The organism is Psychrobacter sp. NPDC078501 (assembly GCF_044900935.1).
Classification (GTDB): Bacteria; Pseudomonadota; Gammaproteobacteria; order Pseudomonadales; family Moraxellaceae; genus Psychrobacter.
Window position 1 is genome coordinate 307,609 of record NZ_JBJDOS010000003.1, and the last position, 14,529, is coordinate 322,137.

Annotated in this window: 14 protein-coding genes; 5 read left to right on the top strand and 9 right to left on the bottom strand. The window is 43.7% G+C overall.

What is annotated here, in order from left to right; all coding sequences use genetic code 11:
- Positions 1 to 65: 65 nt before the first annotated feature.
- Positions 66 to 785, bottom strand: coding sequence for a dTMP kinase (gene tmk, locus ACI2IW_RS07080; protein WP_404693324.1), 720 nt, complete (start codon positions 783 to 785; stop codon positions 66 to 68).
- A gap of 100 nt (positions 786 to 885) precedes the next feature.
- Complete coding sequence (gene mltG, locus ACI2IW_RS07085) at positions 886 to 2,175, bottom strand: endolytic transglycosylase MltG (RefSeq protein ID WP_404693170.1); 1,290 nt, start codon at positions 2,173 to 2,175, stop codon at positions 886 to 888.
- A 170-nt stretch (positions 2,176 to 2,345) separates the two neighbouring features.
- Between mltG and ACI2IW_RS07090 the strand changes: the two genes are divergently transcribed.
- On the top strand, positions 2,346 to 3,110 hold the full coding sequence (locus ACI2IW_RS07090) for a DpnI domain-containing protein (RefSeq protein WP_404693171.1): 765 nt from the start codon (positions 2,346 to 2,348) through the stop codon (positions 3,108 to 3,110).
- Here the strand turns inward: ACI2IW_RS07090 and ACI2IW_RS07095 are convergent.
- Complete coding sequence (locus ACI2IW_RS07095; RefSeq protein ID WP_404693172.1) at positions 3,107 to 3,277, bottom strand: hypothetical protein; 171 nt, start codon at positions 3,275 to 3,277, stop codon at positions 3,107 to 3,109. The genes ACI2IW_RS07090 and ACI2IW_RS07095 overlap by 4 nt on opposite strands.
- Positions 3,278 to 3,316: 39 nt before the next feature.
- On the bottom strand, positions 3,317 to 3,568 hold the full coding sequence (locus ACI2IW_RS07100; RefSeq protein WP_404693173.1) for a hypothetical protein: 252 nt from the start codon (positions 3,566 to 3,568) through the stop codon (positions 3,317 to 3,319).
- A 142-nt stretch (positions 3,569 to 3,710) separates the two neighbouring features.
- On the opposite strand from ACI2IW_RS07100, the gene ACI2IW_RS07105 reads away from it, so the two are divergent.
- Positions 3,711 to 3,908 (top strand): DpnD/PcfM family protein, encoded by a 198-nt coding sequence (locus ACI2IW_RS07105; protein WP_404693174.1) that lies wholly within the window; start codon positions 3,711 to 3,713, stop codon positions 3,906 to 3,908.
- Positions 3,909 to 3,911: 3 nt separating this feature from the next.
- Here the strand turns inward: ACI2IW_RS07105 and ACI2IW_RS07110 are convergent, their stop codons facing one another.
- Both ACI2IW_RS07110 and ACI2IW_RS07115 read right to left on the bottom strand, forming a co-directional pair.
- On the bottom strand, positions 3,912 to 4,895 hold the full coding sequence (locus tag ACI2IW_RS07110) for an aminotransferase class IV (protein WP_404693175.1): 984 nt from the start codon (positions 4,893 to 4,895) through the stop codon (positions 3,912 to 3,914).
- 12 nt (positions 4,896 to 4,907) lie between these two features.
- Positions 4,908 to 5,570: a hypothetical protein gene (locus ACI2IW_RS07115; RefSeq protein WP_165598150.1), complete on the bottom strand. Its 663-nt coding sequence runs from the start codon at positions 5,568 to 5,570 to the stop codon at positions 4,908 to 4,910.
- A gap of 490 nt (positions 5,571 to 6,060) precedes the next feature.
- Between ACI2IW_RS07115 and aroE the strand changes: the two genes are divergently transcribed.
- Positions 6,061 to 6,924 (top strand): shikimate dehydrogenase, encoded by an 864-nt coding sequence (gene aroE / locus ACI2IW_RS07120; RefSeq protein WP_404693176.1) that lies wholly within the window; start codon positions 6,061 to 6,063, stop codon positions 6,922 to 6,924.
- Between the two features lie 32 nt (positions 6,925 to 6,956).
- On the opposite strand, the gene ACI2IW_RS07125 is transcribed toward aroE, so the two are convergent.
- Positions 6,957 to 8,078, bottom strand: a complete 1,122-nt coding sequence (locus ACI2IW_RS07125; RefSeq protein WP_404693177.1) for an FUSC family protein — start codon at positions 8,076 to 8,078, stop codon at positions 6,957 to 6,959.
- 382 nt (positions 8,079 to 8,460) lie between these two features.
- Between ACI2IW_RS07125 and ACI2IW_RS07130 the strand changes: the two genes are divergently transcribed.
- Positions 8,461 to 10,281 carry an acyl-CoA dehydrogenase C-terminal domain-containing protein gene (locus ACI2IW_RS07130; RefSeq protein ID WP_290178294.1) on the top strand — a complete coding sequence of 607 codons (1,821 nt, stop codon included), beginning with the start codon at positions 8,461 to 8,463 and terminating at the stop codon, positions 10,279 to 10,281.
- Between the two features lie 123 nt (positions 10,282 to 10,404).
- Here ACI2IW_RS07130 and ACI2IW_RS07135 read toward each other — a convergent pair whose 3' ends face one another.
- Together ACI2IW_RS07135 and ybaK are read right to left on the bottom strand one after the other, a co-directional pair.
- A complete protein-coding gene (locus ACI2IW_RS07135; protein ID WP_404693178.1) occupies positions 10,405 to 10,779 on the bottom strand; it encodes a 5-carboxymethyl-2-hydroxymuconate Delta-isomerase in 375 nt (124 codons plus the stop codon).
- 204 nt (positions 10,780 to 10,983) lie between these two features.
- Positions 10,984 to 11,472 carry a Cys-tRNA(Pro) deacylase gene (gene ybaK / locus ACI2IW_RS07140; RefSeq protein WP_404693179.1) on the bottom strand — a complete coding sequence of 163 codons (489 nt, stop codon included), beginning with the start codon at positions 11,470 to 11,472 and terminating at the stop codon, positions 10,984 to 10,986.
- A 247-nt stretch (positions 11,473 to 11,719) separates the two neighbouring features.
- Here ybaK and plsB point away from each other — a divergent pair, with 247 nt between their 5' ends.
- Entirely contained in the window at positions 11,720 to 14,524 is a 2,805-nt protein-coding gene (gene plsB, locus ACI2IW_RS07145; protein ID WP_404693180.1) for a glycerol-3-phosphate 1-O-acyltransferase PlsB, read from the top strand.
- The last annotated feature ends 5 nt before the right edge of the window (positions 14,525 to 14,529 follow it).

The window sequence follows — 14,529 nt, forward strand, 5'->3', positions numbered from 1 at the left end:
ACTGACTGTCTAACTAACTATCGATTACATCTAACTGCCTTATAAATCTACTTGGCAAAATTTAATTATTTAATATCGAATCTGTCCATAACTGTCTGCCATATACGCGCACTCACATCATCCGTACTGCCCGATGCATCAATACGCTGTATGCGCTCAGGGTATTCGCTCGCTAGCTGGCTAAAACCAGTATGCACCCAAGTAAAAAACTCGGTAGCCTGCTGCTCAAAACGATCTGCCGCACTGCGCTTATTGGCACGTTTCATGCCCTCGGCTACTGGCAAATCCAACCACAATGTCAGCTCAGGAAGCTGCGTCACAAATTGTTTGATAAGCATATCGATTTTACCACGTACCAGCTCGTCGCCATACGCACGCCCAAACCCCTGATACGCAATAGTAGAGTCGGTAAACCTATCACATATAACCCAAGTACCATTTTGGAGCGCTGGTAAGATGACTTGCTGCATATGATCACAGCGCGCCGCAAACAATAGTAGCAGCTCAGTATCGTCTTCGATATCCGTCGCTGGGTCCAATAATATGTCACGCAATTGCTCAGCAAATGGGCTACCACCCGGTTCACGAGTACGCAGATACGAAATGCCATTAGCTTCTAACCGCAAACACAGCTGTTCAATCGCGGTGGTTTTGCCCACGCCTTCAGTCCCTTCAAAACTAATAAAGCGGCCTAACGTAGGTGCCGTCTCCGTATTTGAAGTACTTGATTCAGGTAGATTAGATGATGGTATGCTGTCATGTGATGGTGTTGCGCTGGTGTGCATAGATACTGACATGATATGACCTTATGTCATTGATGAGCGCTACATCTACTTTGTAGCACTCAATAAACGATAAGTTTTATAAGAAGATTAAGAAGAAATATTACTGCGGCGGCGTTTGAGATTTTTTCTCACGCATGACACTGAGATAGTCTTTTACCGCTTGATTGTGCTCAGCCAAGCTATTGGTAAATTTGTGCCCACCATTTCCCGTTGCCACAAAATACAATGCTTCACTATCGGCAGGATGCAAGGTCGCTTCGATAGAGGCCGCTGATGGTAGCGCAATTGGCGTTGGCGGTAAACCATCAATTTGGTAGGTGTTATAAGACGTCTTTTCATTGATGTCTTTGCGGCGAATATTGCCATCATAACGACTGCCCATACCATAGATGATGGTCGGGTCCGTCTGCATACGCATGTTTTTATTCAAGCGGTTTCTAAATACGGCAGAGACTAAAGGACGTTCATCAGCAACGCTGGTCTCTTTTTCGATAATAGACGCCATCACTAACGCTTCATATGGACTCTTGTAAGGGAGGTTCGGGGCACGATTTTCCCACGCATCAGTCAGTACCTGCTGCTGACGCTTATATAAGTCAGTCAGTACTTTTTTATCGCTGGTTCCTTCACCATAATAGTAGGTATCAGGCGCGAACCAACCTTCAAGATTATAGTTAACAATCGGGTCACTGCTATTAGCCACACTGTCTGGTAATACACCTGTCAAATCCAATGCTTGGGCGATACTGGCATTGTCACTATCTGCGGTCAGTACTTCTTTCTCAATTTTGTCATCATCACGCAGCGCTTGATAAAGGTCTTTAGATGTCTTACCTTCGATAATCTGTACCTTGACCATAGCCGCTTTTGCGCCTTGACCTAGTATCTGTAGCGCCTCAGCGATAGTCGGGTTTTCGGGCAGTTGATACGTACCAGCATGCAATGGCGCATCGACTTGTGACTTGATATACAGCTTGGCCACGCCTGCCGAAAACAGCGGAATCTGCTGCTGCCACTGCGGTAGTAGACCATAATACGTCTGACCTGGCTCAATCGTGACCATTTGCTGCGGCTGCTCGATACGCCCAAACAACGTCTGATAAACCATGACTAAGAAAAATGCAGCAATGAGCCCTAGCACCAGCAGCACTTGATAGCCGCGTTGCATAAAAAACGATGGGTTATTGACTTTATATTGACGTGGTTTACTGTTGCCACTGATGAGCGAGACGTTGGTTGCTGGCGTTGCTGATGTGTCTTCCACCTCATCTACCACTGGTTGCGCGTCCGGCAGCGTGGTATCGACACGCTCCTCGACTGTGCCATCTTGTTTGTTTGACGGCGACTCATTGGGACGTTCAGGTGGTATATTGGGTGTAGGCTTGCTCATGGCAACTCGCGAGGCAGATGTTTGCTAGAATTTAGCACTGAACCGTGCGATTTTCAATGGTATTTGCTTAGCTTATGAATTATCTTGCTATTGATAGCAGTTTATATGGCTTAATACTTAGGTGTTTTTTTCAGTATTCTCAGCTTATCTATTAATAATGAAAATATCTTATGAACCTACATTTTAACCAAAGTCTTGCTAAAAACTATCACTCTGAACCTCAAAAAGTTCGTGTACTCAGTGAAGCATGGGTAAAAGAAAATAGTTACTGCACCAATTGTAGCGCCCAGTCGCTAGCTGAGTTTGCTAATAACAAACCTGTCGCTGATTTCTATTGCGAAAATTGTAATGAGCAATATGAGCTAAAAAGTAAAAAAGCTAAGTTAAGCAATGTTGTCAATGATGGTGCTTATAAGACGATGATTGAGCGTATCAATAGTAAGGACAATCCCAGCTTTTTCTTTTTAACTTACTCAAAAGAATACACCGTCAACAATTTTCTAATTATTCCCAAGCATTTCTTTACACCCGATATTATTGTTAAGCGTAAACCCTTATCAATGACGGCAAAACGAGCAGGTTGGGTTGGTTGCAATATTGACTTACGCCACGTACCCGAATCAGGCAAAGTGTTTTTGGTCAAAGACCAACAAGTTATACCGCGTGAAAATGTCACCCAACAGTTCCAAAAGACTTTATTTTTACGCAAACAATCTATGGCTTCACGCGGTTGGACACTCGATGTCTGGCAATGTATCGATAGGCTTGATACTCACTTTTCGCTAAAGCAGGTTTATGGTTTCGCTGATGAGTTGCAGCTCAAACATCCTGAAAACAAGCACGTAAAAGATAAAATTCGCCAACAATTACAAGTATTACGAGATAAAGGCATTATTGAATTTATAAGCCGTGGTCACTATCGAAAGTTATACTAAGAACACTTATCATCCCATAATGGTAAACCTTTGGCAGCAACCAAACGACCGTAAAACTTATGAGGAGGGTAATCTAGCTCTAGCTCATCATTTACTTTGAAAAAGTGTTTCACATTGCCATCGAGACAGGTATAAGCTCGATTTTTCACCTGTTTATTCCAGCTCATTAGCAGCCCTAACGGAGTGCGAGAAGCTTTAGTAAAAGCTTATCTTTCGATTGTGATTGCACACATCACAGTATCTTCATGAAACTGCTTATCTAAACCTTGTTCAATGACTTCTTGACGGGTATGCGCATACTTAAACACACTCCCAAATGCTGTGTATTTTCTATCTTTCTTAGAATAAACAATACTAAATGCTATCTGTGAATAACAAGGTAAGTGAATAATTTCATCAAAAACCATCAAACGACGGATTTGTAGCGGGATACTTTCATCTTCATAAACTTCGTACATTGGCTTATCTCCTTATTGGATAAGCAGCATTGATCGATTTGCTTTATGACACAAGTCTGCGTAACAAAAGACGATCACTTCTTTTGAGGGCTTTTGCTAATCTACTTGTATAAATGACTGAAGTGATATATGAGAATCGAGTGTGAATATAATAAGAAAAGATAAAAAGGCAGCACAAACCTTTCAAGTTGAAATTGTCGAAACATTAAGCACTATCGTGGATGTTGTCGCTGAAGATGAGCAAAGTGCCCTTTTAAAAGCGCAAGAAATATATAGAAATGAGCAAGTGGTTTTATATCCAGATGATTTTATTGATACCCAATTCAATATCTTTCAATAACAACTAGGCAGATTCAAAATCCACAACATCACCTGACAATAACGTCAGACTGCTCATTGGCATGATGCCGCGCAGTGCATTGCAAAAGAAAAGCTGCGTTAATTTAGGCAAATCCTCATCTTGTAGCGACCTGATTATGACTGGATATTGCGTCGTGGATAGTGCATCTATAATTACCTGACGCATGACGCCAGCAACGCCTGATTGAGCCATAGAAGGGGTGTACCATTGGCCAGTGGTTAGGTAGTTTTCATTATCTTTATGAATACTAAAGGCAGTTTTGGATTCTGATAGTGGTGCTTCTGCCAATTGATAGAACACGTTACTCATTGTGCCCTCGACCCACTGCCCGCTCATATCGCGTAGTAGTCCTTCACTAAGTGTTGAAGCAAGCTTTGATGCCAATGGCTCAGCTTTTATTTGCTGTAGTTCACCACTAGCGAGGACATTGTCTAAACGATTAAGACTCTTGAGACCTGCCAGCGGTGGCGGTAAGCAAGCAATCTGAGAAGACAAACATATTGCCGAGGCATAAGGTTGGATAGGTATTAAGTTTCCATCAGGTAAAGACAATTGCAGTGCAGTAGAAACTCTCATTGCCGTAGCCTTTAGCCATATCTCACAATCGCTACCATCTGCACTAGGTGTATAGCCATAACCGCGCACATCCTGCGCAGCGCGGGTTACTACTAGCTTCAGCATACCCTGCTCTAATTGCTGAGCGTACAGTTGCAGTACTGCTAATAGCTCTTCGCTATTTATGTTTAGCTGCAAGGCTTCAGCATGAGAGACAAGCCGCTGATAATGATAATCTGACCATAGTATCAACCCATCGATGACACCTATAGTGGTAAAAAACCCATCAGCATATGCCAGCCCGCGATTATCTAAAGACATCGTTACCGTTTGGCTGGTCAAACTACTATCTTCGGTCACCCTGTCGCCTTGTGGGTACAGACACACCCAGCCGTTTGGCACTGATGTCATATCGATCATGATTTAGCTATTGTCTGTTTGAGCGGCGGCTTTATTGATAACCAGCATGCAGCTATAAAACTCGCATTTTGCCAGCTCTATCTTTTGTCCACCGACGATTCTATTTTTGATGATTTGACTATTGAGCATATCAGCAACCATTTTACCGCCATCATCGCCCATCAATTGACGCGATAGCTGATAGGCTTTTTTGGCGTGGTTTTGGCTCAGCTCTTTTTCTTTGTCTGTGTCAGTAGGATTGGCATAGTACCAGCCTAGCTCTAGATATTTTTCAGAGTCGATGATATCTAGATAAGGCGCGTCCGTTTTCATAAAGCGATATTTCGCCGCTGGATTACTGGCATAGTCTAGGCTGTTTTCGTCAGTACTCATCACTTCGCCAAACACAGATTTTATACTATCTAACTCATCCACCGCGAGTGACTCAACCTTATCAGTACCCCATGCTGCGACATCATATCTCACTGGTGTGCCTTGCTGAGCAGTGGCACCGTCTAGGTCAGGATTGTTTGCGCTGTCCTGTACTGGCTCATTCGTTGTTGCCTGCTCAGTGGTCTCAGCATCTGGATTTGGAGCATCTTCTTTGGTGCTGTCACAGCCACTGAGCGTCACACCAACTGCCATTATCGTACCGACTAGAAGGGTCTGTAGGTTAGGATTCCACATGGATAATTTACTCACACTTTTAGATTGATCTCGAAATAGTATTAACGAGCTGGCAGGAACGCCGCTGATAACGAATAGTTTTCAATAAAGAGCATATTTCACAAATATTATAATCTAGCAGTCATTACAGCATATTGATATAGGTTTCCATATTTTATAGTTTACCCAACTGCTCAGCACTTGACTACCTTTTACGTTACGCGGAGCACTCCCCGAGAGTACAGATTTGTTAAATATATAACGTACCAAAACGACCTTTTCTTTAATGGAAAGTACAAAACTGCTTACGCGTGTTTTGCGTATGTTTGCTTCAATGTCACAATTTATTTTCAAAAGCGATAAGGCTGCCTCTGACTAACAATGTCACTTCCTAATCATTGATTGGTAATGGCCTCTTGGTTTGTCAATCATAGCGTTATCCCTTATGATGATTGAACGCCACTTATGGCTTCTTTGATAGTATTTTTATTCTCTAGCCAGCGGACTATTTATGACCCAACACTTTATCGTTATTGGCAATCCAATCGCCCATAGTAAATCTCCTGAGATTCATGAGCAGTTTGCTGTACAAGCAGGGATTGATATTAGTTATCAGCGTCAGTACTGCCCTGATGATGCCGCTAGTTTTACGGCTGTCGTGGAGGCGTTTTTTTGTGGTGGCGGTGTGGGCGCTAACGTGACAGTTCCTTTTAAACAAGTTGCTTATGATTGCTGTGCGGCGCGTGGTGGCTTATCAGAACATGCCAAGACGGCAGGCGCGGTCAATACATTACTGTTGAACAAAGCACTATTAGAAAGCGGCGTACCAATCACCGAAGCACTCTATGGTGATAACACGGATGGACAAGGACTTATCAATCACATTATGAGTATGGACTGGCCACTGACCGATGCTCGTGTGGCGCTAATAGGTGCAGGCGGTGCCGCTCGTGGCGTAATATTGCCATTATTTGAAGCGGGTATTGGCTCTCTCACGATTGCCAATCGCACCGTGTCTAAGGCAGCCGATTTGGTAAATGAGCTAAGCGCGGCCAGCTCAATAATCGATAACCAAAACATCGAGGTTTGCGCGACCAATGAACTCAGTGGCTCTTTTGACATTATCATTAATGCCACCTCGATTGGCTTGTCAGGTGATACGTTGCCGCTGGATGATACTCTAAACTGTCAGTACGCTTACGACATGATGTATGGTCGTCCGCTACCATTTTTACAGCATTTTGCCGCTCGCGGCGCACAGACCTCTGAAGGCTACGGTATGCTTATCGGTCAAGCCGCTTTAAGCTTTGAGCGTTGGACTGGGCATACTATCGATGTCGCACAAGCGACAACAGCGCTAAATAAAGACAGTTAATCAAAGAAAAATCTTTGTAAAGCTCTACCCTATTAACTAAAACGTAGTAACAGCCAATTTTCAAAACGGCGTAGCGGTACACGCAATCGCGTAGAGTGTATCGCCAGACCACCGCTCAATCCAATCACGCAGCCGAGCGCCGTATCAATCATACGCGCTTGGATAACGTCTCCAGCGACTGGTGGCACTGACATCGTACTACCATATTCAGCGATAAATATCGTCAGCGGCGTGATAAATATTACCGCCAGTCCATAATGCCGATCGACAAACGATTCAATCAAAAACATCATACATAGTATTGCTATAGCGATGCTCCATCCTGATAGTCCCCAAGACAGCATCCAGCCCGCCACGCCCATGCCAGCCAACGTACCCAATAAACGGTGCAACTGTTTGATCCACATGGTTCGTAGCTGCATACCTTGGATGATAATAAAGCAGCTCATCGCTGCCCAGTAGGGATAAGGCAGCTCTAACAGAACAGCAACGACCAACGCCAAACTAACGAAACTTACCACGATCAGACTATCGCTAATCATATCAGGCTGATAGTCATAGACAGGTACAGAAGCAACTGGACGCGTCGCCAATAAGAACAAACTATAGAGTAGCGCTAGCAACATCGAGGAGCCACTACCCAATATCACAAGCCCTATCGCTGAGAGCACTTGATCAATCGGCACAGGGATAAATAGCGCAATCGCACCCGCCATCAACACAAACAATCCTGCTGGTGGTGGTTGCCGATAATAACGACCTAACATCACCACGCTAATCCCAATCAGCATAAACACAGGTAATCGCAGCACTGGCAACAGCTGCGCGATCAGACCCAGTGCAAAGCTAAGTATCATCGCAAACCCCCAAGCCATGACCGTCACTAGCCGGTGTGGCAGCCCGCCTGCAAATGGTAGGTTTAAAATAATCATAGAGCCTAGCGAGGCTTTGATACCTGAAGACAAGTCACCAAAATAAGCCCCTACAAACACCGGAAAGCTAATCGCAATCGCCGCGATGATTGGCATATGCCATGGTCGCTGACTGCGATTGACTGTGAGTAAATGATTCAGCTCACCATCGATTAACCCCTTAATACGAGTTAATAGTGTGCTCAACCAAGAAGCTCGCTGTTGCTTTTTTGAGGTGCTCATAAATGGCTTTTCCTATTTGATAAGTCCATTTGTCTTTGAATTTAGATGAGTCTACATAGCCCTTTATAGAATAATTTCAAGCGAAGATACAATTTACCTATACAAACTAAAATGAATTAATAACATAATTAATCATGAATAATAGTTATTAGTTGTATATTTGTTGCTGTAGAAGATTTATAATCATATCAACGCTATAACAGCTGTCCGTCACTAAAGACGTTCTAATAACTAATACACTAGAAAGCTGTCCACTAATAATTCACTTGATGACTAATATAACGTCTAGCTCATCTAAAATAAGTAAATATCGCTTACATAAGTTGTGACTCAAATATTGCGCCATAAGTCTATGATAGCGAACTAACCAAAGAGAGCGATTATGTTAACTTACAAAGCCCCCTTACGTGATATCAAATTTTTGATTAATGATGTATTTGACTATCAGACGCATTACAAAAGCTTAGACAACGGCGAAAACGCTGATCCTGAAACTGTAGACATGATTCTACAAGGCATGGCTGATTTTGCTGAAAACGTCATTGCCCCGCTCTATCAATCAGGTGGTGAAGAAGGCTGTCATTTCGAAGATGGCGTCGTGACCACGCCAAAGGGCTTCAAAGAGGCTTATGACCAGTTTGTAGAAGGCGGCTGGCAAGGTATCTCATATCCTGAAGAATTCGGTGGCATGAATCTGCCAACGTCAATCAACCTTATTAAAGCTGAGATGATCGGTACTGCTAACTGGTCATGGTCGATGTATCCTGGTCTATCAACAGGTTGTATCAACACATTGCTTCAGTACGGTACTGACGAGCAAAAAGCACTGTATTTACCTAAATTGGTCGAAGGCTCATGGGCAGGTACTATGTGTCTGACTGAGCCACAGTGCGGTACAGATTTGGGTCAAGTTAAATCAAAAGCCATTCCACAAGATGACGGTACCTACAAAATCAGCGGTACCAAAATCTTTATCTCAAGCGGTGAGCATGATTTAACAGATAACATCGTCCATATCGTCCTAGCACGCCTACCAAATGCACCAGAAGGCACGCGCGGTATCTCACTATTTATCGTACCAAAATTCACCCCGAATGCTGAAGGTGAAGCTGGCGAGCGCAATGCCGTAGTTTGTGGTTCAATTGAGCACAAAATGGGCATCAGCGCATCTTCGACGTGTGTATTGAACTTTGACGGCGCAGTCGGCTATCTAATCGGCGAACCGCATAAAGGCCTAAAAGCCATGTTCACTTTTATGAACACGGCTCGTATCGGTACTGGTATCCAAGGTCTGGCGCATACTGAATTGTCTTTCCAAAACGCCTTGCCATATGCCAAAGAACGCCGTTCTATGCGTACGCTATCTGGTACTAAAGATCCTGAAAAAGTAGCTGATGCTATCATCCACCATGCCGACGTACGCCGTATGCTACTGACGCAAAAAGCCTTTGCTGAAGGCGGTCGCTCAATGATTTATCATTCAGCACGTTATGCCGACAAAATGGCACAAGGTATTGTCAATGGCGATGATGAAGAGTTCGAAAAATGGGATGACAAATTGGGCTTCTATACGCCAATTCTAAAAGGCTTCTTAACTGAGCTAGGTATCGAAGCTGCCAAGCATGGTCAGCAAGTCTATGGTGGTCACGGCTACATCAAAGAATGGGGCATGGAGATGATCGCTCGTGATGCTCGTATTGCGACGATGTACGAAGGGACTACTGGCGTACAAGCACTTGATCTACTAGGTCGTAAGGTTATCTTACAGTCTAAAGGTAAGATTATCCGTGACTACACGTCAAGCATCATGAAATGGTGTGGCGAGTACGCACTCGATAAAGAAATGCGTAAATTCGTTTGGGCATTGACCAAACTATGTGCTGAGTGGAACACCTTGACGGTACGCTTGATGCTGATGGCACGTAAAGATCGTGAAATCATCTCAGCAGCGTCAGAGGACTTTCTAATGTACTCAGGCTACGTAATGATGGGTTATCATTGGGCTCGTATGGCAGCAGTAGCTTATGAAAAGCTAGAAAATGGCGGCACAGAAGCACCAGAATTCTACAAAGCAAAAATTCAGACTGCTGAATTCTACTTTGATAAGTTGCTACCACGCACGTCTGGTCACGCAGAAGCGATGGTTGCCCCAAGCGAAAGCATGACATCAATGGAAATCGATCACTTTGCTTTCTTAGACTAAAATTGACTAATACAGCATCGATAATCCATAAAAAAGCGCCTATCATTTAGGCGCTTTTTTATGCTTAACTAAAAATCTGCTTATACAGAATACACAGCAATGAGTAATTTAAGGCAAGCACTGTTAGCTACCAAGCATTTTCTTATGATACACCGCACTTATCTCTTCAACTTCTACACATATCTGCAATGCTGCACGTCCTGACTGCTCTGCGCCTATTTTTTCCTCGATAGTAGTAACCAACAGCTCAGCCAACTGGTCACGAGTGGCCATATCACGTCCGCTCATCAGCTTTAGGTGGGCGTAAATGAATCCATTTGCTTGCTCATCGTCTTCAACACCAACTAGAAATGACTTAATAGGTACAATACGTGCTTTGATATCAGCAGGTTGCTTGAACTGGTCACTATCCCACAATGCTTTGTTTAGCGATTTGAGCAATGATTCTTCATGAGCGATACTGACGTTGGGTGTCACTTGAATGGTTAAATGTGGCATGAGCATGTCCTTAAATGTAGATAAAAATAATAGATAAGCTAGCGTATAAGTCTACGCCTCATCGCTATGGTCAATCTACAGCAATCTTGCGCTAAAATATCTTCAGTACAAGAAAAACCAGTATAGATTACTCATAAATATGCTTAGCAAAATTGTCGATATGGCCATTTTGTACTAGCCAGATTACAGCCACCGTATAATATTTTATTCATCAGTGATATCACTAAAGCAAGCATCAAGCGTTGCAGCCAACTGTGCAGGCGGCAATTCAATCTCCAGACCGCGGCGGCCACCACTCACATAGACTGTGCCCTGGTCTTGAGCTGTACTATCTATCACGGTTTTTAGTCGCTTCTTTTGACCCAGTGGACTGACACCGCCTAGCACATAACCCGTGCTACGCTCTGCTTGTTTGGGGTCAGCCATCTGTACTTTCTTGCAGGATAGCAACTTATTAGAAGATAGTGCCTTAGCCATTTTTTTAAAATTAAGTGTCTTGTCGACTGGCAATATCGCCACAGCGAGCACACCAGTATCGGTAGTCACTACTAAAGTTTTAAATACCTGTGCCACCGCTACGCCGAGCTTTTCTGCAGCTTCTAAACCAAACGATGCGGCATTGCTGTCGTGAGTATATTCGTGTACTTGGTAATCAAGGTTACGTTTTTTGGCAAGATCGATAGCTGGAGTCATAAGTTTTAGGCTTAATAAAATGAAATTGAAAAATAGACGCTATATTTATGAGTCATCGGTGATAAAAATATATTATTACGCTAAATATATGAACTTTCAAATGTTTGAGCATTTTGTATAATTTGTCACTCACTACAGCGTAACCAGACCGTATTAATATTGGTAGTATATACAGACACTATATATCGCTTTGGTGGCTTTTATGGCATCATAAGCGCAACATATTTGACTATTTTTGATACTGATTATGATACCGAAGTTCCTAAAAAAACGGATTTTTAAAGCGCCGGTCGCGACTGACCATGCGTCTGAAACTGACACTGCTGAAACTGATGGCAATGCAATCGCTACTAAGCCTTATTCTAATGCACCGATCAATCAGCTGTATCGTAAGCTGTCAGGTCAGATGCTCGATATCGCCGTAAAACCTAAGCTATTAGGCGAGCTACCTGAGTTCGACAATGATGATCAAACGCTACGGTTTTATGTACTACAGGACTATTCTCGTTCCAACAGTATTCTGATTGACTTGCAGACGCAAGAACATAACTTACCGCCAGCACTGGTTGGAGTAAATGATGCCGCCCATAATATTAAAGAAAATGCGGCAATCATATTTTTGAATCACCCAAGTGCCAAAGACAGCCAGTTGTCTCCTCGCCTTTCTCGCTTGGTTTCAGCTGTACTGCAATATCCGGAGCTAAAGGTACGCCTAGTACCCGTATCGATTCTGTGGGGACGCGCACCTGAAAAAGAAGATTCTCTATTTAAGCTGCTAACTGCTGACAACTGGCAAGATCCTAGCATTACTAAGCAATTATTTAATATCGGGGTGATGGGCCGCGATACTTTCGTACAGTTCCACCCACCGCAAGACTTACGTACCATTATCAATGATAATCTCAAAGGCGACGTGGAAGGACCTGCTACCTTTGACTCAGTTGCTACAGATGCCCTTAAAGTAGATTTAACAGCGACGGATTCACTCGATACAGAGTCAACGGCTACTAACAATGATGCCGCAGCTGACGCTGAGCAAGCACCGAGTTATGCGCTAGTCGCATCAGCTGATAGTAATCGTGAACTGGTTCGTATGTTGCAGCAGCAATTGTCGATTTATTTAGATAAACAGCGCGCCAGTATGCTTGGCCCAGATCTATCAGATAGACGCAACTTGGTAGACAAGCTGGTGTACTCGCCAGCGATCAAGCATGCGATCGAGATGGAAGCAGCCGAAAAAGGGACCAGCGTTCGAGAGGCTCGCAGTCAGGCCAGAGGCTACGCTAATGAGATGGTCAATGACTACTCTCATTCTATCATCCGTGGTTTTTATAAATTTCTGACATGGTTATGGACGCAGTTATATGACGGCGTAGAAGTCCATCACTTTGAGCGAGTACGTGACCTTGCGACCGATTATGAGCTGATTTATGTGCCTTGTCATCGCAGCCATGTTGACTATCTATTACTATCTTATGTCATCTACAAACGTGGCCTGAGTATCCCTTATGTCGCAGCAGGTGACAATTTAGATGTACCTGTATTAGGCCCACTATTACGCGGTGCCGTTGCTTTTTATATTCGTCGTAGCTTCCGTGGTAACGCGCTATATACTGCTGTACTGCGCGAATATATGCATACTCTTATCACGCGCAACACTCCGATTGAATACTTCATCGAAGGTGGTCGCTCACGTTCAGGTCGCTTGCTACCGCCGAAAATGGGTATGCTAGCGATGACCGTCCATAGCCAATTGCGCCAAACCAATAAGCCTGTGGTATTTATTCCAACTTATATTGGTTATGAGCGTATTATGGAAGGCGGCACGTATGTCGGTGAGCTAAAGGGTAAGCCAAAAGAGTCAGAGTCTTTAATCGGACTACTCAAAGTTGGCCGCAAAATCGAACGTATCTTTGGTAATGTGCACTTGAGCTTTGGTACGCCGTTGCATCTTAGCGACTTTATGACAAAGTTCGATGTGCCAGCCAATAGTTTGCCATCTGATCGTACTGACTCGCCGCTTGATGAAAAGACCAGCGCTATGGTTGATAACATCGGCGTGAAAGTCATGCAGCATATCAATAAAGCTGCAGTCGTCACCCCTGTCTCGCTACTGTCATTAGTTTTACTATCGGCACCGAAAGCGGCATTGGATGAAAATATTTGCCGTGAGCAAATTGCTTTGTATCAAGGTCTGGCTCAGCAGTTGGTCTACTCAGAGGATACGGTTATCACTGATATGACGCCGCAGCAAATCATTGATTATGGTATTAAATTAAAACTTATTGAGCGTACGCCGCATATCTTGGGCGATATCATTCAGGTCGCAGGTAAGCAAGCAGCATTACTCAGCTACTTCCGTAACAATATCTTGCATGTCTTTATTTTGCTGTCGTTCCTGTCTGCGCTAGTCGCACGCAATGGACGTATCAAACGCAGCCGTCTCGATAGTATCGCTGAGCAGCTATATCCGTTCTTACAAAGTGAGCTATTCTTATATTATCCAGCACATGGCTTGGCTGATACGCTCAATAAGAAAGTGGATAATCTACTATCTCATGGGCTCATCGTTGACTTAGGTGATGATACGCTCAGCGTGCCTGAGTCTAATAGTAAGCACTATCAGCAGCTGCAAGTGCTAGCAACTCCAGTTGGCCAAAGCCTTGAGCGTTACTTTATGACGCTTGCTCTACTTGCTCAGCAAGGCTCTGGTAATTTAACTGAAAACGAAGTTGTTGACCTGTGTCACCTACTTGGACAGCGTTTGTCTGTGCTTTATGCAGATGATATTCCCGATTTCTTTGACCGCGCCTTGTTTACCAGCTTTATCAGTGCGTTGACTCGTCTTGACTATCTACAAAAAGATGATGAAACAGGCATACTAACTTTCGATCATCGCATTAACGATATCGCTCATCATGCTAAGTACGTGCTAACGCCTGACATGATGCAAATCTTGCAGCAAGTCGCTAGTTTGGACGAAGAAGAAATCACTCACGCCATTACTGAGATTAGTAATAAAAAACAGCGTAAGTTTGGGCGTAAGCGTTAATTTTA